At 64.2% G+C, this 20840-nt stretch carries 18 protein-coding genes, 1 tRNA gene and 2 pseudogenes; 14 read left to right on the top strand and 7 right to left on the bottom strand.

From position 1 onward, the window contains the following. Positions 1 to 161: 161 nt before the first annotated feature. Positions 162 to 1388: a CaiB/BaiF CoA transferase family protein gene (locus HU230_RS17265; protein WP_176530622.1), complete on the top strand. Its 1227-nt coding sequence runs from the start codon at positions 162 to 164 to the stop codon at positions 1386 to 1388. 109 nt (positions 1389 to 1497) lie between these two features. Here HU230_RS17265 and HU230_RS17260 read toward each other — a convergent pair. Next, positions 1498 to 2429 (bottom strand): annotated as a pseudogene (locus HU230_RS17260) (IS110 family RNA-guided transposase). 281 nt (positions 2430 to 2710) lie between these two features. On the opposite strand from HU230_RS17260, the gene HU230_RS17255 reads away from it, so the two are divergent. Continuing rightward, positions 2711 to 3106: a RidA family protein gene (locus tag HU230_RS17255; protein WP_176530623.1), complete on the top strand. Its 396-nt coding sequence runs from the start codon at positions 2711 to 2713 to the stop codon at positions 3104 to 3106. 119 nt (positions 3107 to 3225) lie between these two features. Here HU230_RS17255 and HU230_RS17250 read toward each other — a convergent pair whose 3' ends face one another. After that, entirely contained in the window at positions 3226 to 3915 is a 690-nt protein-coding gene (locus HU230_RS17250) for a TetR/AcrR family transcriptional regulator (protein WP_176530624.1), read from the bottom strand. Positions 3916 to 4186: 271 nt separating this feature from the next. Between HU230_RS17250 and HU230_RS17245 the strand changes: the two genes are divergently transcribed. The 3 genes from HU230_RS17245 to HU230_RS17235 all read left to right on the top strand — a co-directional run bounded on the left by HU230_RS17245 (position 4187) and on the right by HU230_RS17235 (position 7874). Continuing rightward, entirely contained in the window at positions 4187 to 5419 is a 1233-nt protein-coding gene (locus HU230_RS17245) for an acyl-CoA dehydrogenase family protein (RefSeq protein WP_176530625.1), read from the top strand. Positions 5420 to 5554: 135 nt separating this feature from the next. Continuing rightward, positions 5555 to 6613, top strand: coding sequence for a phosphotransferase family protein (locus tag HU230_RS17240; protein WP_176530626.1), 1059 nt, complete (start codon positions 5555 to 5557; stop codon positions 6611 to 6613). Positions 6614 to 6959: 346 nt separating this feature from the next. Next, complete coding sequence (locus HU230_RS17235) at positions 6960 to 7874, top strand: DMT family transporter (RefSeq protein ID WP_176530627.1); 915 nt, start codon at positions 6960 to 6962, stop codon at positions 7872 to 7874. A gap of 84 nt (positions 7875 to 7958) precedes the next feature. On the opposite strand, the gene lepB is transcribed toward HU230_RS17235, so the two are convergent. Next, positions 7959 to 8717: a signal peptidase I gene (lepB, locus tag HU230_RS17230; protein WP_176530628.1), complete on the bottom strand. Its 759-nt coding sequence runs from the start codon at positions 8715 to 8717 to the stop codon at positions 7959 to 7961. A gap of 38 nt (positions 8718 to 8755) precedes the next feature. Beyond that, entirely contained in the window at positions 8756 to 9925 is a 1170-nt protein-coding gene (argE, locus tag HU230_RS17225; protein ID WP_176530629.1) for an acetylornithine deacetylase, read from the bottom strand. Between the two features lie 168 nt (positions 9926 to 10093). Between argE and HU230_RS17220 the strand changes: the two genes are divergently transcribed. After that, positions 10094 to 10345, top strand: coding sequence for an NIPSNAP family protein (locus HU230_RS17220; RefSeq protein WP_176530630.1), 252 nt, complete (start codon positions 10094 to 10096; stop codon positions 10343 to 10345). A 346-nt stretch (positions 10346 to 10691) separates the two neighbouring features. After that, positions 10692 to 11696, top strand: a complete 1005-nt coding sequence (locus HU230_RS17215) for an IS30 family transposase (protein WP_176530631.1) — start codon at positions 10692 to 10694, stop codon at positions 11694 to 11696. Between the two features lie 131 nt (positions 11697 to 11827). Here the strand turns inward: HU230_RS17215 and HU230_RS17210 are convergent, their stop codons facing one another. Then, a complete protein-coding gene (locus HU230_RS17210) occupies positions 11828 to 12613 on the bottom strand; it encodes an SDR family NAD(P)-dependent oxidoreductase (protein WP_176530632.1) in 786 nt (261 codons plus the stop codon). Between the two features lie 140 nt (positions 12614 to 12753). On the opposite strand from HU230_RS17210, the gene HU230_RS17205 reads away from it, so the two are divergent. After that, positions 12754 to 13461: a histidine phosphatase family protein gene (locus HU230_RS17205; RefSeq protein WP_176530633.1), complete on the top strand. Its 708-nt coding sequence runs from the start codon at positions 12754 to 12756 to the stop codon at positions 13459 to 13461. 75 nt (positions 13462 to 13536) lie between these two features. Next, complete coding sequence (locus HU230_RS17200; RefSeq protein ID WP_092115009.1) at positions 13537 to 14304, top strand: SDR family NAD(P)-dependent oxidoreductase; 768 nt, start codon at positions 13537 to 13539, stop codon at positions 14302 to 14304. 82 nt (positions 14305 to 14386) lie between these two features. On the opposite strand, the gene HU230_RS17195 is transcribed toward HU230_RS17200, so the two are convergent. Continuing rightward, a complete protein-coding gene (locus tag HU230_RS17195; RefSeq protein ID WP_176530634.1) occupies positions 14387 to 15610 on the bottom strand; it encodes a serine hydrolase domain-containing protein in 1224 nt (407 codons plus the stop codon). Positions 15611 to 15779: 169 nt separating this feature from the next. Here HU230_RS17195 and HU230_RS17190 point away from each other — a divergent pair. After that, positions 15780 to 15855 (top strand) — tRNA-Trp (locus HU230_RS17190). 64 nt (positions 15856 to 15919) lie between these two features. On the opposite strand, the gene HU230_RS17185 is transcribed toward HU230_RS17190, so the two are convergent. Further along, a complete protein-coding gene (locus HU230_RS17185; RefSeq protein WP_176530635.1) occupies positions 15920 to 17146 on the bottom strand; it encodes an ABC transporter substrate-binding protein in 1227 nt (408 codons plus the stop codon). Positions 17147 to 17331: 185 nt separating this feature from the next. Between HU230_RS17185 and HU230_RS17180 the strand changes: the two genes are divergently transcribed. The 4 genes and pseudogenes from HU230_RS17180 (at position 17332) to nusG (ending at position 20829) form a co-directional block, all read left to right on the top strand. Then, positions 17332 to 18096, top strand: a complete 765-nt coding sequence (locus HU230_RS17180) for a FadR/GntR family transcriptional regulator (protein WP_176530636.1) — start codon at positions 17332 to 17334, stop codon at positions 18094 to 18096. Positions 18097 to 18150: 54 nt separating this feature from the next. Next, positions 18151 to 19751: pseudogene (locus HU230_RS17175) on the top strand (acyl-CoA synthetase). Positions 19752 to 20083: 332 nt separating this feature from the next. Next, positions 20084 to 20275 (top strand): preprotein translocase subunit SecE, encoded by a 192-nt coding sequence (gene secE, locus HU230_RS17170; RefSeq protein WP_092115004.1) that lies wholly within the window; start codon positions 20084 to 20086, stop codon positions 20273 to 20275. Positions 20276 to 20295: 20 nt separating this feature from the next. After that, the gene (gene nusG / locus HU230_RS17165; protein ID WP_044538613.1) at positions 20296 to 20829 is read left to right on the top strand and encodes a transcription termination/antitermination protein NusG; all 534 of its coding nucleotides are present in this window, start codon (positions 20296 to 20298) and stop codon (positions 20827 to 20829) included. Positions 20830 to 20840: the final 11 nt, after the last annotated feature.

The raw sequence follows: 20840 nt of genomic DNA, 5'->3' as shown, positions 1-20840 counted from the left end.
CTGCGCCACACGGGGATGGCTTCATGCCGACAATGCAGTGCTCGCGGCAGCAAAATGGTGTATCGGCAAGCTCTGGCGCGCCCAGGAGACGGGCAGGACACGGGCAAGACACGGTCCGGCGCCGGACAATCAAGATTTAGCAAGATTTCGGAGGAACGTTCATGTCGGCTCTGCCACTTTCGGGCATCAAGATTCTCGACCTGACGCGGGTGCTCGCGGGCCCGCTGTCGGCCCAGATGCTGGCGGATCTCGGCGCCGAGGTGATCAAGATCGAGCGGCCCGGCGGCGGCGACGACGCCCGCGCCTTCGGCCCGCCCTATCTCGCCGATCCCGAAGGCAAGGCGAACAACAACAACTCGTTCTACCTCTGCGCCAACCGCAACAAGAAGTCGGTCACGGTCAATATCGCCAAGCCCGAAGGGCAGGCGATCATCCGCGAGCTCGCCAAGTCGGTCGACGTGATGATGGAGAACTACAAGGTCGGCGACCTCAAGCGCTACGGCCTCGATTACGACACCATCAAGCAGCTCAACCCCGGCATCATCTATTGCTCGGTGACCGGCTTCGGCCAGACCGGTCCGTACGCCACGCGCGCCGGCTATGACGCGATCCTGCAGGCGATGGGCGGCCTGATGAGCGTGACGGGCCATATCGACGGCGAGCCCGGCGCGGGCCCAATGAAGGTCGGCCCCTCGATCGTCGACTACATGACCGGCATGAACACCTCGATCGGAATTCTTTCGGCGCTGTACCATCGCGACGCCAACAACGGCGAAGGGCAGCATGTCGACGTCTGCCTGTTCGACACGGTGATCGCCTCGCTGTCGCACTGGCTGCAGATCTATCTCGTCAACGGCAACATGCCGCCGCGCCGCGGCACCTGGGGCAATGGCGGCATGCCGGCCGGCGTGTTCCGCTGCACCGACGGCGAATTGATGCTGGTGGTCGGCAATGACGGCCAGTTCCAGCGCACCTGCGCCGTGCTCGGCGAACCCGAACTCGCCAACGACAAGCGCTTCGTCAAGAACAACGACCGCGTCGTGCACGGCAAGGAGATCATGGCGATCTTCGCCGGCCTGTTCCTGAAGCATCCGGTCGCCTACTGGCTGGAGAAGCTCGAGGAGGCGGGCGTGCCGTCGGGCCCGATCAACAACTTCGAGCAGGTGTTCAGCGACCCGCACGTGCAGTCACGCGGCATGCGGGTGAAGGTCGATCATCCTTTCGAGCCGAACCTGTCGCTGATCCGCAATGCGCTGACCTTCTCGGGCACGCCGATCACCGAATACCGCGCCCCGCCGCTGCTCGGGGCCGACACCAAGGACGTGCTGGCGACCATCGGCTATGACGACGCCAAGGTCGAAGGGTTGAAGGCGCAGGGGATCCTGTAGGCGCTGGTGCGCCAACAGCCGTTAGCCGATAAGGATGAATCGGCCACCGGCCGGGCCGTTCATCCTTCGAGGCTCGCAAGAGCTCGCACCTCAGCGACTGTGTTCTTGGTCAAGCGGGTTGCCATGGTTTTTGGTCCCTGAGCATGGCGTTGAGGGTTGTAGGACTTTGCGCGCAACGGCGATGAGGGCGACCATCTTGGGCTTTCCAGCGGTCACCAGGCGCCGGTAGAAGACCTTGAGCTGCGGATGGTATCGGCTGGCCGACAGAGCGGCCATGTAGAGCCCGGCACGCAGCTTGGCTCTTCCGCCGCCGATCATGCTCTTGCCCTTCCAGCGGCCCGACTGGCGGGTGAACGGGGCAAGACCGGCGAGGCTCGCAATCTGGCGCCGATTGAGCGCGCCGAGCTCCGGCACCTCGGCAAGGAAGGTCCGCGCGAGGGTGTTGCTCACACCAGGAAAGCTGACCAGCAGCTCCTCCTTGGCGCGCCAGACTGGCGAGCCGCGCACCAGCGTGTCGATGTCGTTGTCGATCTCCGGCAGCTCCTTCTCGAGGACCTTGATATGGCGGACAAGGCTCTTGCGGACGCGGACGTTCTCGGCGCGCTTCTCGCGCTGACGCTCGGCAACGATCATCTCGATGATCTGCCGTCGGCGGCTGACCAGCTCAGCCAGCAGCCGAGCTTCCTGATCCGGCATGGCACGCGGCTCCGGCTTCACGGCCTCGACAAACCGCGCGATCACCGCCGCATCGATCGGGTCCGTCTTGGCACGCTGACCAACCGCCTGCGCGAAGTGCCGGATTTGGGCCGGGTTGACCACCACCAGCGGCAGCTGGGCGCCGGCCAGCGCAGCAGCAACGATCGTCTCGAAGCCGCCAGTTGCCTCTACCGCAATCAGCACCGGCGAGATCGCCTGCAAGCGCGCAACAAGCTCTTCCAAGCCTTTGCCGTCACGCGCCACGGCAAAGGCTTCCTCGCCCGGACGGACATGCACGTCCAACCGGTCCTTCGACACATCAATGCCAACATAGATCGCTTCCATCTGCACCCCTCCTTGCGCAATCGGGCTCGCCAGGCGGCCCTCGCGACTGTTCGGGTTCAATGGAACAACGGACGGGGCGCCGCGCTGAGGTTCGGGCTTCGATGCCCTGGGATGAAGCGGTCTCCCGTCCGTCACCGCGCCGGACATTCTAGCCGATCCGGCGATTCGAGACTTACAAGGATGACGGTCTACTGCGCTACAACACTTCGACCTGTATCGAAGCATTCTTGACACGAGCCTGCTAGATTGGCGCCATCGATCCCCTATCGAAGGTGCCAATCATGAAACGGGAAGTGGTGCGCGTCGAACCGATCTCGAGCTGGCTGGAGCGTTGGAAAGCGCCGGCATCGGCAGTCACCCGCGCCGGCAACATGATCTTCGTGTCCGGCCTGCCGCCGTTCGATCCGGCAACCGGCGAGATCGCCGCCGGCGCCTCGATCGAGCGGCAGAGCGAGCTGGTGATGGAGCAGCTCAAACAGTGTCTGGAGGCGGCCGGCGCGTCGTTCGACAACGTGATGAAGTGCAACATCTTCTGCACCTCGGCAAGACACTTCGCGACTTTCAACGCGATCTACCGGAGATATTTCGCCGATGATCTGCCGGCGCGGATCTTCGTCTGCATCCCGGAATGGACCGGGCCGTTCGATATCGAGATCGATTGCGTCGCGGTCGTGTAAGGCACGATCAGGAAAAGTGTGAAGCGGTTTTCCGTCGCGACAAGCGCAAGGCGTTTGCGCGGATCGTGCTCAGAAGAAAATGAAGCGTGATGGAAAATCGCGCTTGAGGGCAGGGCCTCTCACAAATCCTGGCGCGTCAGTCGGCCGTGCACCACGACCGGCCGCAGCGCCGGCTTGCTCGGCACGTCGCCCATCGTCAGCGCCATCACCGAGACCGTGACCACGCGATCGATGATGGCGCGGACGTCGTCGAGGTCGCATTTGCCTTCGGATAGCCGCAGCAGGCGTTCCTTCTCGCGGATGGTGTGATGCGCCATCGCGAGCGCGAAGTGCAGGCCCCAATAGAGCTCGGTGTCGTCGCGGCCCGGCATCGCGCGGCGCATCGCCGCGGCGAATTTGCGCAAATGATCGACCTCGCGGTTCTTGATACGGCGGATCGGCGGCACCGATTCGATCGAGGCGCGGATCATGAAGCGCGCCGCGGTCGAGCCCTCGCGATCCGGCCCGAGGCAGCCGCGCAGGGTCGGGCCGACGAGGGCGCGCATGATGTCCTCGATCGAGGCGCGTCCGCCGCCTGATTCCTCGGCCGCCTTCAATTCATTGAGACGTTCGCGGTTGGTCTGGATGCTGCGGGTGACGAACAGCTCCGCGATCAATTCGTCCTTGGAGCCGAAATGATAGTTCACCGCCGCGAGGTTGACGTTTGCCTCCGCGACGATGTCGCGCAGCGTGACGTCGCCGAAGCCGCGGTCGGCATAGAGCCGCTCGGCGGCGGCGAGAATGGCGGATCGGGTCTGGTCGCTGGCCATGGCTGAGAGCCTTTCCGTTATTCCGCGGTGCGCCGGGGAATGACGAAGACGACAGGGAGTTGCATTTCAAACATTTGTATGAAACTATCGTTTGAAGAACCGGAAATGTCAATCCGCTGATCGCGGGGCGGCGTTCTGGCACGCCACCGCCGCCGTTTCCGTGAACGCCCTTGCGGGCCGCGGAGGCGAGGTCAACAATGTTGCCCAAAAGGCCAAGGCCCGAACTCAAGGCCAGGTCCAAAGCCCAAGTCTAGGAAACGAGGAGCGTCCCATGGATTTCACGTTGTCGGCCAGGCAGAAGGAATGGCTTGAGCGCGTTCAGGCCTTCATGAAGACGCATGTTCGTCCGGCGGTGCCGATCTACGACAAGCAGGATGCCGAAGGCCCGCGCTGGAAGGTGATCCCGATCCTTGAGGATCTGAAGAAGAAGGCGAAGGCCGAGGGCCTCTGGAACATGTTCATGCCGCCGTCCTCGCATGAGGACGATGAATTCCACGGCGCGGGATTGAGCAACCTCGAATACGCGCTGCTGTCGGAAGAGATGGGCCGTATCTCCTGGGCATCCGAAGTGTTCAACTGCTCCGCTCCCGATACCGGCAACATGGAAGTGTTCATCCGCTACGGCACCAAGGAGCAGAAGCGCAAATGGCTGCGCCCGCTGATGGACGGCGAGATCCGCTCCGCCTTCCTGATGACCGAGCCGGCCGTGGCTTCGTCTGACGCCACCAACATCGAGACCCGCATCGAGCGCGACGGCGACCACTACGTCATCAACGGCCGCAAATGGTGGTCGTCGGGCGTCGGCGATCCCCGCTGCAAGATCGCGATCCTGATGGGCAAGACTGACTTCAACGCCGCCAAGCATCAGCAGCAATCGCAGATCCTGGTGCCGCTCGACACTCCCGGCATCAAGGTCGAGAAGATGCTGCCGGTGTTCGGCTTCGACGATGCGCCGCACGGCCATGCCCAGGTGCTGCTCGAAAACGTCCGCGTGCCGAAGGAGAACATCCTGCTTGGCGAGGGCCGCGGCTTCGAGATCGCGCAGGGCCGTCTCGGCCCGGGCCGCATCCATCACTGCATGCGCACCATCGGCAAGGCCGAGGAGGCGCTGGAGAAGATGGTGAAGCGGCTCGCCTCGCGCACCGCGTTCGGCAAGAAGATCATCGAGCATTCGGTCTGGGAGCAGCGCATCGGCGAGGCCCGCGCCGACATCGAGATGAATCGCCTGCTGTGCCTCAAGGCCGCCGACATGATGGACAAGGTCGGCAACAAGACCGCGCAGGCCGAGATCGCGATGATCAAGGTCACCGCACCGAACATGGCACTGAGGATCATCGACAACGCGATCCAGGCATATGGCGGCGGCGGCGTCTCCGACGAGGCCGGGCTCGCCAAGGACTATGCCCATATCCGTACGCTGCGGCTGGCCGACGGTCCGGACGAGGTGCACAATCGCGCCATTGCCAGACTTGAACTTCGGAAGTATGCAAACACGTCGCACTGAGCATGATGCGGAACGCATGGCGTTCGCGCTGACATCGTGCTCAAAATGAAAAAGAGAAATCAGGCTGGCGTGCCAGCCTGATCGCGGCGGCGCCCGGCGGTGCTGCCGAGAAAAATGAGTTGAGGGAGCGTCATCGTGGCGGACGGCGTCAGGAAAGACGAAGAATTTTCCGGCACAAGGGAAGTCGAGGAGCGCCATCGTATCAACGAGGCGGACCTCGCGGCTTGGATGCAGGAACACGTCGAGGGCTATCAGGGCCCGCTCAAGGTCCTGCAGTTCAAGGGTGGCCAGTCCAACCCGACCTACAAGCTCGAGACCCCCGGCCGCAACTATGTGATGCGGCGCCGTCCGTTCGGTAAATTGTTGCCGTCGGCCCATGCGGTGGATCGCGAGTTCCGCGTCATCGCGGCGCTCGGCAAGCAGAATTTCCCGGTCGCGAAAGCCTACGCGCTGTGCACCGACGATGCGGTGATCGGCTCGGCCTTCTACATCATGTCGATGGAGGAGGGGCGGGTGTTCTGGGATCCGACGCTGCCGAGCCAGCAGCCCGACGCGCGCCGCAAGATCTTCATCAGCAAGATCGAGACGCTGGCGAAGCTGCACATGCTCGATCCCGAAAAGATCGGCCTCGGCGATTTCGGCAAGCCCGGCAATTATTTTGCGCGCCAGGTCGACCGCTGGACCAAGCAGTATCGTGCGTCCGAGACGCAGCACATTCCTGAATTCGAGAAGCTGGCGGAGTGGCTCCCGAAGACGGTGCCGGAGCAGAAGCGCGTCTCGATCGTGCACGGCGACTATCGCCTCGACAACATGATCTTCCACGCCACCGAGCCGCGGGTGCAGGCGGTGCTGGACTGGGAATTGTCGACGCTCGGCGATCCCATGGCCGACTTCACCTATCTGTTGATGCAGTGGACCATGCCGGGCCTCGCCAATGCCGACCTCAAGGCGCTGAACATTCCGAGCCAGGACGAGGCCGCGCAGATCTACTGCGACGTCACCGGCATGGCTGTGCCGGATCTGAACTGGTACTTCTCCTACAACCTGTTCCGCCTCGCCGGCATCACGCAGGGCATTGCGGGCCGGGTTCGCGACGGCACCGCCGCGAATGCCAAGGCCCTCGAGTCGGCCAAGCGCACCGTGCCGCTGTCCCAGGCGTCTTGGGAATACGCGCAGAAGGCCGGCGCAACCTGATGAGAAAACGCGGCGCGATCCCTCGCGCCGCTTCTGCTTCCGCTTCACCTCGCCCCGCATGCGGGGAGAGGTCGGATCGCTTCGCAAGATGCGATCCGGGTGAGGGGGACTCTCCGCGAGTCCGTCTTTCACCGAGTTTGCCGAGGCAGCCCGTCACCCCAACCCTCTCCTCGCAAGAGCGGGGCGAGGGAGCACGGGGCCGGCGGCGATCCACCAGAGTTCGCGCCGCTTCTGCGAACTGCGGCATGTTTCCGCATTGTAGCCATCTGTGACTTGAGTTCGCTGCGCCGCTTTGGCAAGTCAGTCCAGTCAACGCCCGCCCTCGTCCTGATCGGACATTTTCACTTTGGCCCTTTCCTCGAATCTTCGCGGCAGCCTGTTCATGGCTGCGGCCATGGCCAGCTTCACGGCCAATGACACCATCACCAAGGCGGTGTCGGCGGAGCTCAACATCGGGGAGATCCTGCTGGTTCGCGGCTTGGTCGCGATGGTGCTGGTCGCGGCACTCGCCTGGTACCGCGACGCGCTCCGCAGCTTCAGTGCGCTGCTGATCTGGCCGGTCGGATTGCGCGTGATGGGCGAGATCGGCGGCACGCTGACCTATCTCTCGGCGATTTCGCAGATCCCGCTCGCCAATGCGTCGGCGATCTTCCAGGCGCTGCCGCTCGTGATCACGCTGGGCGCGGCGCTGGTGTTCGGCGAGCCGGTCGGCTGGCGGCGCTGGCTTGCGATCGCCGCCGGCTTCATCGGCGTGCTGGTCATCGTCCGGCCGGGGGCGGAGGGCTTCAGCCAGGCCTCGCTTCTGGCGCTGGCGTCGGTCGGCTTCTGCGCGGTGCGCGATCTCGCCACCCGCCGCATCCCGAAAGCGCTGCCGACCGTGTTCATCACGCTGCTCACCACCGTGACGGTGACGACGGCAGGCGCTGCTGTTCTTGTCCCGCTGGGCGGCTGGAAACCGCCGTCCGGCTACGCCCTCGGCCTGCTCGTGCTGGCCGCGGTGCTGATCCTGATCGGCTACCAATGCATCATCGTGTCGCTGCGCACGGGCGACATCTCGGCGGTGGCGCCGTTCCGCTACTCCGCATTGCTGTGGGCTATGCTGCTCGGTTATCTCGCCTTCGGCCACCAGCCCGACGTTCGGATGCTCGCGGGCGCTGCGATCATCGTCGCCTCCGGCCTCTACGCCTTCTACCGCGAGCGCAAGCGCGACAAGCTCCGCCCGGCCGCGACGGGGCCCGGCCTGCCGCCGGATGGGTTGTGATGCTGTATAGGCGGATGAGCCGAAGGCGTATCCGCCGACGGTGCGGCGGGTTACGCTTCGCTAACCCGCCCTGCGCTCGGAACATCAGTGAATGCCGGTGAACAGCCGGTTCCAGCGCACCGAGGACGGCCAGCGCCACACTTGCCATGCCGGCGCGTCATTGCCGATCGAGAAAAAGATCACCTTGGCTTGCCCGATGAGGTTCTCGAACGGCACGTAGCCGACGCCGCCGCGCGCGGGCGGTACGCGGCTGTCGGCCGAGTTGTCGCGGTTGTCGCCCATCGCGAAGAAATGCCCCGGCGGCACCACATAGACCGGCGTGTTGTCGTATTCGGACCGCTCGATGCGATCGAGCGTGTCGTAGCTGACCCCGTTCGGCAGGGTCTCGCGCCAGCGCTTGACGCGGACCGGGCGCGGCCCCTCGTCGCGATCGACATAGTCATCGACCCGCTCGCGCTTCACCGCGGTGCCGTTGATGTACAGCTGCCCGTCGATCATTTGAATGCGATCGCCGGGCAGGCCGATCACGCGCTTGATGAAATCAACGGAGTCGTCGCTCGGCAGCCGGAACACCACGACGTCGCCGGGCTTGGGTTCGGAGCCGAAGATGCGGCCCGAGAACAGCGGCGGCGAGAAGGGCAGGGAATAGTGCGTGTAGCCGTAGCTGTATTTCGAGAGAAAAAGGTAGTCGCCGACCAGCAACGTCGATTCCATCGACTCCGACGGGATGTTGAAGGACTGGAACAGGAAGGTGCGGATGACTAGCGCGATGATCAGCGCCTGCACGGCCACGCGGAAGGTTTCCGCGATTCCACCTTGCTGACGTTGCTTTTCGGTCGACATGGTCCCGGTTCCTGTTTCACACCCTACGCATGACCACATCACTTCGCGCAATGCGCAATCAGCCGCGCGACGAAATCGCCGCAAGCCGCGAGCTGCGACATCTCGACGAACTCATCCGGCGTGTGCGCCTGCGCGATCGAGCCGGGGCCGACCACCACCGACGGCACATCGGCCATGCTGACGAACAGGCTCGCCTCGGTGCCGAACGCGACCTTGGCGTGGTCGTTGCGGCCTGCGAGCTGCTTGGCGAGCGTGACGATGGGCGCGTCCGCTGCGGTGTCGAGTGCGGGGTAGTCGAGGATTTCCTCGAAATCGATGCCGCACTCCGGATGCCGCTTGCGCATGTCAGGCTCGATCTCGGCCTTGGCCCAGGCGATGATCGCGTCCGTCACCTGCCGCGACTCGGTGATTCCGATGCCGCGGCATTCGAATTCCACCACGCAACTGTCAGGCACGATGTTCAGCGCGGCGCCGCCATGCACGATGCTGGTGAGCAGGGTCGAGTGCGGGACGTCGTAGAGGCTGTCTCGCTCGGCATCCGCGGCCAGCAGCGCGGCGCGGCGGCGAATTTCCGTGATCAGGTCGGCCGCGTATTCGATGGCGTTGACGCTATCAGGCGCGATCGAGGAGTGGCGGGCGAGCCCGCGGAACGTGGCGCGCACGCCGTGCTTGCCCTTGTGGCCGATGATCACCTGCATCTGGGTCGGCTCGCCGACGAAGCAGCCGAGCGGCCTGATCGGCTTGCGTGCGACGTCGCGCAGCATCGGGCGCACGCCGACGCAACCGATCTCCTCGTCATAGGAGATCGCAAGATTGATCGGCGTCTTCAGATCGGCCGCGAGCATTTCCGGAACCATCGCGAGACAGACCGCGACAAAGCCCTTCATATCGGTGGTGCCGCGGCCGTACAGCCGCCCGTCACGCTCGACGAGCTCGAACGGGTTGTGGCTCCAGTCCTGTCCCGCAACCGGCACAACATCGGTATGCCCTGACAGAACCAGCCCGGCCTTGTCCTCGGGGCCGATCGTGACCCACAGCGAGGACTTCTGTCCGGTGTCATCGACGATGCGCTGTCCGCTGACGCCAAGCGAGGCGAGGTAGCGCTCGATGTAGTCGATCAGGGGCAGGTTGCTGCGGTCGCTTATGGTGTCGAACGCGACGAGGTCGGCCAAGAGCTTGCGGATACGGTCGGGGCGTTGATGTTGCATTGCCTGTTCGTGTGCGAGGGAGTGTGCGAGGAATTGCTGATGTACCGGCGATCCTGCCAGCAAAGTATAACAGCTGGTTTGCCTGCCGGGGCCAAGCAATATTCGGGCCGCTGCGGGACGTTATTGCGGGTCCGCTTCCGTCGCCCCATGTAACGACCGGGAGATCGCATGATCCAGCAATTGCGCATCTACGAGATATTCGAGAAGAACAAGGCCGCGTTTCACGCCCGGTTCCGCGATCACGCGGCGCGGATCATGACGGGGCGTTACGGGTTCAAATTCGCAAGCATGTGGGAAACGAAAATCGGTGACCGCACCGAGTTCGTGTACTTGCTCGAATGGCCCGACGAGGCGACCAAGATCGCGCAATGGGCTCGCCGGGGAGAGCACGAAGTAAGCCGTAACCCATCGCGCAGGTAAAGCCGGGTTGTTTCCGGTTTCACCTGTGGTCCTACCCCGAGCTTTCTAACTTCTGCTCGGGGCCCATGGGTGCGATCGGCACGCGGCTTTTCCTGCGCTCTTTGTTCAAGAGAGGGCGGAATGAAATGCAAAGCTCGGACAGATGATGTCGCGAGAATGCGGAAGTTCGACTCACAAGCCGCGCCGCATATTTGGTGTCGTCCCGGCGAAAGCCGGGACCCATTGCCACAAATGCGAATTGTTGCGCGACGCTGGGGCCACGGCTTGTTTCCAACAACACAACCCGGTGGTTATGGGTCCCTTGGGTTCACGACACAAGTGCAACACCTGCTAGGGTGTTGTGGCGATGGGACAATGTTATGGCCAGCTCAGCCTTGAAGAGCGCGTTGAGATTTACCGCCTGCATGCAGATGGTAAATCTCAAAACGATATTGCGTCTGCGCTTGACCGCGCGACGTCGACGATAAGTCGGGAGCTGAAGCGCAACTCGCGGCCTACCAAGGTCTGGAAGGGCGGTTACGAACCGGTCCGGGCTCAACAATTGGCCGAACGTCGGCGACGGCAGGATGGCCGCTTCAAGCTGGCGCGCCAGCCGGCCCTGCGGGACTGCGTCGGCAAAAGCCTTGCGATGGGACATTCGCCGGAGCAGATCGCTGGTCGACTGGCGCGAGAACATGGTCGCGTCATGATCAGCCACGAGTCAATCTATCGTTTCATCTATCATCGTACGGCCCAGAAGGATTACTGGCACCGCCTGCTGCCGCGCCATAAACTCAGGCGAGGGCGCCGGCGACGCCCAGGCGGCAGCCCTGCCAGCTTCATTAAACAACGGCGCTCGATCGATGAACGACCCTCCGAGGTCGAAGGCCGCGGGACGCCGGGTCATTGGGAAGCCGACTTCATGCTGTTCGCGCGATATGGCCAAGGATTGCTGGTTCTCCACGAGCGCCAAACCCGCTTCAGCATCGTGCTGCACCCACGCGATCGGAAAGCTGTCCTCACCGCTCGGACCATCGCCCGTCAACTCGGCAAGCTTCCACAGGCGATCCGTAAAACCATCAGCTTCGACAACGGAACCGAGTTCGCCGAGCATCACAGGCTTCATAACGCCCTCGGCGTCCAAACCTTCTTCTGCGATCCCCATAGTCCCTGGCAAAAAGGCGGCGTGGAAAACTCCATCGGGCGCTTACGACGCTCTCTGCCACGCAAAACTGACCTCAGGTTCATCACGGCAGCCGCCCTCAGGCGGCTCGTTCAGCGCCTCAACGATACCCCACGCAAATGCCTCGACTTCAAGACCCCCGCCGAGGCATTCTCCAAACTCAAATCAATCGTTGCACTTCAAACGTGACTCCATCTCCCGGCCTTCGCCGGGACGACGGTCGTGAAAGTGGAGTCATCCGGGCGGTCGGGACGACGGTGGTGGATGTGGCGCCGTCATCGCACCATGCAGACTCGCGTCGCGAACGGAGAATGTCGTTGCTAAATCGGCTTGCCCGTATACGGCATCGACGCGGTGAGGCCGCCGTCGACCGGGATGGCCTGGCCGTTGACGTAGGACGCCTCGTCGCTCGCCAGGAACAATCCCATCGCGGCGAGTTCGTGCGGCTGGCCGGGGCGCTTCAGCGGATTGAGCTGGCCGATCTTGTCCTGGGTGCCGCGCTCCTTGGCGCGATCGAACACCGGCTTGGTCATGCCGGTCTCGATCAGGCCCGGGCAGACCGCGTTGATGCGCACGCCGGTGCCGGAGAGCGAGTAGGCGGTGGTCTGCACCAGGCTGATCACGCCGGCCTTGCTCGCGCCATAGGGATGTCCGCTGGCGCCGGCCTTCAGGCCCGCGACGGATGCGGTGCAGACGATCGAGCCGGAACCCTGCTTGGTCATGTGCGGGATCGAATGCTTGATCGCGAGGAAGGGCCCGATCAGATTGACGCGCAGCACCTCCTGCCAGTGTTCCGGCGTCTGGTCGGCGAGCGGCACGAGGCCGCCGCTGACGCCGGCATTGGCCCAGATCGCATCGAGCTTGCCGTACGTCGACAGCGCCTTGTCGATGAAGGCCTTCACGTCGCTCTCCGAGCCGGCATCGGCGGTGACGGCTTCGACGGTGCCGCCGGCATCGCGCACCAGCTTGGCGGTCTCGTTGACGCCCTCGCTGCGATCGACCGCGATCAGCTTGGCGCCTTCCTTGGTGAACAGCAGCGAGGCGGCGCGGCCGATGCCGCTTCCAGCGCCGGTGATGATGACGGATTTGCCTTCGAGGCGGCCCATGGTTTTTCTCCCTGTTCACATGGTCCGTGGCGCGTCTGCCGCGCGACGGAATTCAAACAAAATTTCAAACGTCCGAAGCACTTGAGACGATGTGCGGCGTGACGTACAGCGAGACGGGACAGTATTGAAGGGCTCATCCGATGTCCAATCCAGACAAGCCTAACGTGACGGTGACGCGGTGGTGGTGGGTTCGCCACGCGCCGGTGCGCAGCGACGGCGGCAACATCTACGGACAAGAGGATATCGACTGCGACACCGGCGACGTCGAAGTGTTCGAGGCGGTCGCCAAGATGCTGCCACGCGATGCGGTCTGGTATTCGAGCAATCTGAAGCGCACGCACAAGACCGCGGAAGCGATCTGGGCCGCAGGTTTTCCGAAACCGGCCAACATGACGCAGGAACGCGACTTCGCCGAACAGCATCTCGGCCAGTGGCAGGGCATGAACCGGGCCGCACTGCTCGCGCGCCAGCCCCCCGGCAGAAGCTGGTTTGCCGACGTCAACGAGCCCGCGCCCGGCGGCGAGAGCTTCATGGATCTCTATACGCGGGTCTGCCGCACGGTCGTGCGGATCACAGCTGCGGAGCCGGGCAAGAATATCATCGCGGTCGGCCATGGCGGCGTGATCCGGGCTGCGGTCGGTCTCGCGCTCGGCGGCCAGCCGGACCGGGGCCTGTCGTTCGACATCGACAATGTCTCGGTGACGCGGCTCGATCACATCGCGGGCATCGGCCTGTCGACCTGGCGGCTGCCGATGGTGAACCAGCAGCCCTGGATCGCCGATCCGCGCCACGCCGCGATGCATCAGCCGTCCGGACCTGAAGTCCGGCCGGCGAGCAAGCTTGCGTGATTGCCGCTATCGCAACACCGGAACGCTGCCTAAGCTGAACACAGAATTCAAACGCCTTACATCAGGGAGAGAAGCATGACCTTGTTCGACATGAAGGGAAAAGTCGCCGTCATCACCGGCTCGACGCGCGGCATCGGGCTCGCCATTGCCGAGCGCATGGCCGAGCACGGCGCCAAGGTCGTGATCTCCTCGCGCAAGGCCGACGTCTGCGAGCAGGTCGCGGGCGACATCAACGGCAAGTTCGGCAAGGGCACCGCGGTCGCGATTGCCGCCAACATCTCGTCGAAGGAAAACCTGCAAAATCTGGTCGACGAGAGCAATCGCGCCTTCGGCAAGATCGACGTGCTGGTCTGCAACGCGGCGTCGAACCCGTATTACGGCCCGCTTGCCGGCATCTCCGACGATCAGTTCCGCAAGATCCTCGACAACAACATCGTCGCCAACAACTGGCTGATCTCGATGGTGGTGCCGCAGATGATCGAGCGCAAGGACGGCTCCATCATCATCGTGTCCTCGATCGGCGGCCTCAAGGGCTCGACCGTGCTCGGCGCCTACGCGATCTCGAAGGCCGCCGACATGCAGCTCGCGCGCAACCTCGCCTGCGAATATGGCAAGCACAATATCCGCGTGAACTGCATCGCGCCGGGCCTGATCAAGACCGACTTCGCCAAGGCGCTGTGGGACAATCCGGACACGCTGAAGGCCTCGACCGCGCGCTCGCCGCTGCTGCGGATCGGCGTGCCTGACGAGATCGCCGGCGCCGCCGTGTTGATGGGCTCGCGCGCCGGCGACTTCCTCACCGGCCAGACCATCGTGATCGACGGTGGCGCGACGATCAGCTGACGCGAAGCGTCATCCCGGGGCGCGCGTCAGCGCGAGCCCCCGATGCGCAATTGCGCATCGGGGGTCTCGAGCCGCAATGACGTCACTCCACCGCCGCGTAGACGCCGTTGCGCACCAGCGAGCGGGTATATTCGCGCTGGCCCGGCCCCTGCATCATGAAGACCGCGATCAGGTCTTCGCGCGGATCGATCCAGAAGAACGTGCCGGCCATGCCGCTCCAGAAGTACTGGCCGACCGAACCGGAGAACGGCGCGATGCCCTGCTGCATGCGCACGGCGAAGCCGAGGCCGAAACTGTGGCCGGGCGACACCAGCGTGCCCTGGATCTTGACGCCGGCGCCGAGGTGGTCGGAGGCCATGAATTCGAGCGTCTTGCGGCCGATGATCCTGGTGCCGTCGAGCGAGCCGCCGTTGAGCAGCATCTGCGCGAAACGCGCATAGTCCATCGCGGTCGACACCAGTCCGCCGCCGCCGGATTCCATCGCCGGCTTCTCCAGCATGTTGAACAGCTGCACCTTCTCGTTGGTCCAGGGATCGTTGGCAAACGCCTCGGCGAGCCGGCCGGCGTTGGCTTCCGGGGTGTGGAAGGCGGTCTCGTTCATCTGCAGCGGCGAGAGGATGCGCTCAGCGAGGAATTCGCCGAGCGTCTTGCCGCTGACGACTTCGATGATGCGGCCGAGGATGTCGGTGGAGCGGCTGTAGTTCCACTCGGCGCCGGGCTGGCAGATCAGCGGCATGCCGGCGAGCATGATGGCGTGCTCGGCATTGGTGATCTTGCGGCTGCGCAGCCGCGACTGCTGGTAGAGCTGCTGCACCGGGCCGTTACCGGTGTGGTCATACGTCAAGCCTGATGTGTGGCGCAGCAGGTCCTGGATCGTCATCTGCCGCTGGACGGGGACCAGATCGAGCTTGCCGTTGTGCTCGACGCCGACCTTGGTCTCGGCGAATTCGGGGATGAATTTCGCGACGGGGTCGTTGAGCAGGAAGTGGCCGTCCTCCAGCAGCATCATGATGCCGACCGAGACGATCGGCTTGGTCATCGAGAAGATGCGGAAGATCGTGTCATGCGTCATCGGCGCCGACGCCGCCGGGCTTTGCCGTCCGATCGCATCGAACCAGCCGATCTGGCCGCGCCGCGCCACCAGCACCGTGAAGCCGGGCGCGGTTCCCCTGTCGACCTCGCGTCTGAAGGTGTCGGACAGTGCCTGCAGCCGCGTGCTCGACAGTCCGATCGATTCGGGTTTGGCGAGGGGGAGGGACGGGGTGGTTGGGCTGGCGGCGTGCTTGGTGGCGGTCTGGGCGTTCATGGTCTCTCCCGGGTTCTTGATTCTTGCGGCGGAGCGCCGACGTGGGGTGATGGCCGAAGTCTGGCGCAGAAGTATTGCAATGAACAGAAGCTTCACCGCTTCGCCCTTGCAAACCGGCCATGCCCTGTGCTTGAAACGGCGCGAACCGGCGGCGACGCTGGTTCCCTGCAGGAGTGTAGCTCAATTGGTAGAGCACCGGTCTCCAAAACCGGGGGTCGCAGGTTCGAGCCCTGCCACTCCTGCCAGATTTTACCCAATCATTTGAGGGTGTTGGCCGAGGTCCTGGACCCCGGCCGTGATCGTATTCACTCACTTGATGAGCGGGCAGCCGCCGTCCTTCAGCGGCCGGAACGCCTGGTCGCCGGGCACCTCGGCGAGCACCTTGTAGTAATCCCACGGCGCCTTCGATTCCTCGGGCTTCTTGACCTCGAACAGGAACATCGAGTGCACCATGCGGCCGTCCTCGCGCACCACGCCGTTGTCGGTGAAGGCGTCGCGGACCGGGGTCGCGCGCATCTTCGCCAGCACCGGCTTGGTCTCCTTGGTGCCGGCGGCCTTCACCGCGTTGAGGTAGTGCAGGGTGGCGCTGTAGGTCGCGGCCTGGTTCATGGTCGGCATCCGCTTCATGCGCTCGAAGAAGCGCTTGCCGAAGGCGCGGGTGCGGTCGTTGAGATCCCAGTAGTAGGCCTCGGTGATGATCAGGCCCTGCGCGAGCTTCAGCCCGAGGCTGTGGATGTCCGAGATGAACATCACGATACCAGCCAGATTCTGTCCGCCCGCGACGATGCCGAATTCGGCGGCCTGCTTGATCGCGTTGATGGTGTCGCCGCCGCCATTGGCGAGGCCGACGATCTTCGCCTTCGACGATTGCGCCTGCAGCAGGAAGGAGGAGAAGTCCGGCGTGTTGAGCGGATGCCGGGCGCTGCCGAGCACCTTGCCGCCGGCGGCGCGGACCACGTCGCCGGCGTCGCGGACCACGTCGCCGGCGTCGCGCTCGATCGAGTGGCCGAACACGTAGTCGGCAGTGATGAAGAACCAGCTGTCGCCGCCGTTCTTGACGATCGCGCTACCGACGGTGTGGGCGTTGGCGTAGGTGTCGTAGGTCCAGTGCAGCGTGTAGGGCGAGCAGGACTTGCCGGTGATGTCGGAGCTCGCTGCGTCCGTCACGATCATGATCTTCTCGAACTGCTTCGACATCTCCATGCCGGCAAGCGCGGTTGCCGAAGTCGGCATGTCGATGATCATGTCGACATTCTCGGCCTCGTACCATTTGCGGGTGATGGTGGCGGCGACGTCGGCCTTGTTGAGGGCATCGGCGGTGACGAGCTCGATCGGCTTGCCGAAGATGCTGCCGCCGAACTCCTCGATCGCCATCTTGGTGGCCTCGACATTCCCGGCGCCGCCGATGTCCGAATAGACCGACTGGAAATCGGTCAGCACGCCGATCTTGAGCGGCGTCTGCTGCGCGAGCGCGGGCCCCGCCAGCACGGTGGCGATCAGGCCGGCGGCGGACAGACTCGTGACGATGGATTTCATGGTGATGCGCCTCCCCAAGATGTTATTATCGGTTTGTCCGACAAAGCTAGATTTGCCCGGTTCCAGTGTCAATTCGTGCCGGGCGGGTGCGACAATACGGCCAAGAAGAGCCGATTTGACGCTCTAAATGCCTTCGCCTATCCTTTGTCCGACAAAAGACAATCGGGAGCCTCCCGGGAGTGAAGATGCCCGCCACGCCGCGGTTCCGGCGCATCGATGTCGCGCCGGCCTATCAGAAGGTCGCGGACGCGATCGAACGCGAGATCATCAACGGCCGGATCAAGCCGGGCGAGCCGATCGGCACCGAGCAGCAACTGGTCGCGCAGTTCGGCGTCAACCGCTCGACGGTGCGCGAAGGCATTCGCGTGCTCGAGGAGGGCGGGCTGATCCGCCGCGATTCCAGCCGTCGCCTGCAGGCTTGTCTGCCGCGCTACAACAAGCTCGCCACGCGGCTGTCCCGCGCGCTGATCCTGCACGAGGTGACGTTCCGCGAATTGTTCGAGACGTCGATGACGCTGGAGGTCGCGAGCGTCGAGGGTGCGGTGGAGCGCGCGACCGAGGCGAACCTCGCCGAACTCGCCGGCAATCTCGAGCGCAGTGCGGCCGTGGTCGGCAATCCCGCTGATCTCGCCGAGCTCGATGCGGAATTCCACGTGCTGATGGCCAAGGCCTCACAGAACCGCGTGCTGCAACTCGCCCGCGAGCCTGCCGCGCAGCTGTTCTTTCCGACCACCGAGATGATCGTCGGCGGCGTGCCGGAGGGCGGCGCGCGCCTCGTCGAGGCGCATCGCCACATCCTCGATGCGGTCACGCGGCGCGACAAGGAGGCCGGCGTGCTATGGACCCGGCGGCATTTGCAGGACTGGCGGCGCGGCTTTGAGAAGATCGCCTCGCTCGATCGCTCGGTCGAGCACACCTACATGGAACACGCCTACGCCGCCCGGCAATAGCGACGGCGCGGCGAAGACAAGACAACGACAAAAAGCACATTCGGGAGGGACTTTATGAGCGGAGACATCGCAGCAACCATCCAGCGCGCCCGCGAGCACAGCATCGGCGATCTGCTGCGCCGGTCCGCCAAGCGTTACCCCAACAAGGCCGCGCTGATCTGCGGCGAGGTGAGCTGGACCTTCGCGGAGATGGACGCGATCTGCAATCGGCTCGGACGCGGCTTGCTTGCGCTGGGCATTGCGAAGGGCGATCGTGTTGCAGTGCTGTCGCGCAACTCGCATGGCTTTGCCGCGCTGCGCTTCGCGGTGGCGCGGATCGGCGCGATCCTGGTGCCGATCAACTTCATGCTCAATCTCGACGAGATCAATTTCATCCTCGCCAACTCCGGTGCGAAGCTGCTCGCGGTCGGGCCCGATTTCGTGGAGACGGCGCACGCTGCGGCCGCCAATAGCTCGGCAGTCGAAACCCTGATCTGGCTGCCCGGCGAGGATCCGGCCACCGCGCCCGACGGCATCACGACGTTCGACAGCCTGCTGCACAGCGACGCCTCGGCGCCGGATGCCTCGGTCGACAGCCGCGATCCCGCCCAGATCATTTACACCAGCGGCACGGAGTCGCTGCCGAAAGGCGCGATCCTCACCCATGAAGCCGTGATGTGGCAGTATGTCAGCTGCATCATCGACGGCGGCATGGCGACCGACGACACCGTGCTGCACGCGCTGCCGCTCTATCACTGCGCGCAGCTCGACGTCTTCCTGGGGCCCGCGATCTATCTCGGCGCCACCAGTCTCATTACCGGCAAGCCGGTGCCCGACAACGTCCTGGCGCTGATCGCAGCCCACAAGATCAATTCGTTCTTCGCGCCGCCGACGATCTGGATCGCGATGCTGCGCTCGGGCGCGTTCGATCGTACTGATCTCTCGACCCTGCGCAAGGGCTATTACGGCGCCTCGATCATGCCGGTCGACGTGTTGCTCGAGCTGCAGCGGCGGTTGCCCCACGTGAAGTTCTGGAATTTCTACGGCCAGACCGAGATCGCACCGCTCGCGACCGTGCTGGCGCCGGAGCTCCAGCTGCCGAAGGCAGGCTCTGCCGGCAAGCCCGCGATCAATGTCGAGACGCGGGTGGTGAAGCCGGACATGACCGACGTCGGGGTCGGGGAGGTCGGCGAGATCGTGCACCGCTCGCCGCATCTCTTGTCCGGCTACTACAACGATCCGGTCAAGACCGCGGCGGCGTTTGCCGGCGGCTGGTTTCATTCCGGCGATCTCGCGACTGTCGATGCCGACGGCTACATCACGGTCGTCGATCGCGTGAAGGACATGATCAAGAGCGGCGGCGAGAATGTCGCAAGCCGCGAGGTCGAGGAGATGATCTACCGGCTGCCCGCGGTGTCGGAGGTCGCGGTGGTCGGGCTGCCCGATCCGCGCTGGATCGAGGCGGTGACCGCGATCGTGGTGGCCAAGGCGGGCGAGAGCCTCGATGCCGAGGCCGTGATCAAGCACTGCGCCGCGTCAAGGTGCCGAAGCGGGTCATCTTCGTTGACAGCCTGCCGAAGAACCCGAGCGGCAAGTTGCTCAAGCGCGAACTGCGCCAGCGCTATGTCGGCGGTGCCACGCTGGATCAGGCGGTCCAGAAGAGCTTTGCCGGGTGATCCACCCGGTCGCCGCGGTGGGCGGCCGGGGCAACGGACCTCGTACCATCAGCCTAAGTCTTTGATTCGAGGGGCCCCGTTCCGATCCGCCGCGGGCGCGGCCGGGGTGGGGCGCGACCCCGCCGACCTTGACCTTTGGCCGGTCTCGCAGTAGATACCCGGCACTCGCAGCCGGCCCGCTTTGATCGCGGATATCCGGCGCGGCCTAATTCCCCGAACATTCGAGCTCGTTTATCGGCTCAACCTTCCAAACGAGGGCTGGGTCCGCAAGGTCGGCTGTTCGGATTCCTTGAAACGTTGCAAATCGTCCGGAGACGGACGCGGATCTCACGATGGCTTTCAGCCCGTTCAAATTCCTGCAGGAAGTGCGCTCGGAGACCGCCAAGGTCACCTGGCCGACGCGCCGCGAGACGACCATCACGACCATCATGGTGTTCGTGATGGTGGCGCTGGCCTCGATCTTCTTCTTCGCCGCGGACCAGGTCATCCGCTACCTCATCACCCTGGTACTGGGCATCCACTGATGAGCATGGGAACTCAATTGATGGACAAGCGCTGGTACATCGTTCACGCCTATTCGAACTTCGAGAAGAAGGTCGCGGAATCGATCCGCGAGCAGGCCAAGCAGCGCGGGCTGGAAGAGCTGTTCGAGCAGGTGCTGGTGCCGACCGAGAAGGTCACCGAGGTGCGCCGCGGCCGCAAGATCGACGCCGAGCGCAAGTTCTTCCCGGGCTATGTGCTGGTGAAGATGAAGCTGACCGACGAGGCGTTCCATCTGATCAAGAACACCCCGAAGGTGACCGGCTTCCTGGGCGCTGAAAACAAGCCGATGCCGATCTCGGAATCCGAGGCGATGCGGATCCTGCACCAGGTGCAAGAGGGCGTGGAGCGTCCCAAGGCGTCGGTATCGTTCGAAATCGGCGAGAACGTGCGCGTGGCCGACGGCCCGTTCGCCTCGTTCTCCGGCGTGGTGGAAGAAATCGACGAGGCGCGCTCGCGCGTGAAGGTCGCGGTGTCGATCTTCGGCCGCGCGACCCCCGTGGAACTGGAATTCGGTCAGGTCGAAAAGGTGGTCTGACCGGACGGCGT

The sequence above is a fragment of the Bradyrhizobium quebecense genome (genome assembly GCF_013373795.3).
Lineage (GTDB): Bacteria > Pseudomonadota > Alphaproteobacteria > Rhizobiales > Xanthobacteraceae > Bradyrhizobium > Bradyrhizobium quebecense.
Note: the sequence above shows the minus strand (reverse complement) of the source record. Positions and strands in the feature narration are given on the sequence as shown.

Bases quoted from the DNA above. Each gene is read 5' to 3' on its own strand.
- HU230_RS17265 (WP_176530622.1), top strand. From the start codon at position 162: ATGTCGGCTCTGCCACTTTCGGGCATCAAGATTCTCGACCTGACGCGG.
- HU230_RS17255 (WP_176530623.1), top strand. From the start codon at position 2,711: ATGAAACGGGAAGTGGTGCGCGTCGAACCGATCTCGAGCTGGCTGGAG.
- HU230_RS17250 (WP_176530624.1), bottom strand. From the start codon at position 3,915: ATGGCCAGCGACCAGACCCGATCCGCCATTCTCGCCGCCGCCGAGCGG.
- HU230_RS17245 (WP_176530625.1), top strand. From the start codon at position 4,187: ATGGATTTCACGTTGTCGGCCAGGCAGAAGGAATGGCTTGAGCGCGTT.
- lepB (WP_176530628.1), bottom strand. From the start codon at position 8,717: ATGTCGACCGAAAAGCAACGTCAGCAAGGTGGAATCGCGGAAACCTTC.
- argE (WP_176530629.1), bottom strand. From the start codon at position 9,925: ATGCAACATCAACGCCCCGACCGTATCCGCAAGCTCTTGGCCGACCTC.
- HU230_RS17220 (WP_176530630.1), top strand. From the start codon at position 10,094: ATGATCCAGCAATTGCGCATCTACGAGATATTCGAGAAGAACAAGGCC.
- HU230_RS17215 (WP_176530631.1), top strand. From the start codon at position 10,692: ATGGGACAATGTTATGGCCAGCTCAGCCTTGAAGAGCGCGTTGAGATT.
- HU230_RS17210 (WP_176530632.1), bottom strand. From the start codon at position 12,613: ATGGGCCGCCTCGAAGGCAAATCCGTCATCATCACCGGCGCTGGAAGC.
- HU230_RS17205 (WP_176530633.1), top strand. From the start codon at position 12,754: ATGTCCAATCCAGACAAGCCTAACGTGACGGTGACGCGGTGGTGGTGG.
- HU230_RS17200 (WP_092115009.1), top strand. From the start codon at position 13,537: ATGACCTTGTTCGACATGAAGGGAAAAGTCGCCGTCATCACCGGCTCG.
- HU230_RS17195 (WP_176530634.1), bottom strand. From the start codon at position 15,610: ATGAACGCCCAGACCGCCACCAAGCACGCCGCCAGCCCAACCACCCCG.
- HU230_RS17185 (WP_176530635.1), bottom strand. From the start codon at position 17,146: ATGAAATCCATCGTCACGAGTCTGTCCGCCGCCGGCCTGATCGCCACC.
- HU230_RS17180 (WP_176530636.1), top strand. From the start codon at position 17,332: ATGCCCGCCACGCCGCGGTTCCGGCGCATCGATGTCGCGCCGGCCTAT.
- secE (WP_092115004.1), top strand. From the start codon at position 20,084: ATGGCTTTCAGCCCGTTCAAATTCCTGCAGGAAGTGCGCTCGGAGACC.
- nusG (WP_044538613.1), top strand. From the start codon at position 20,296: ATGGACAAGCGCTGGTACATCGTTCACGCCTATTCGAACTTCGAGAAG.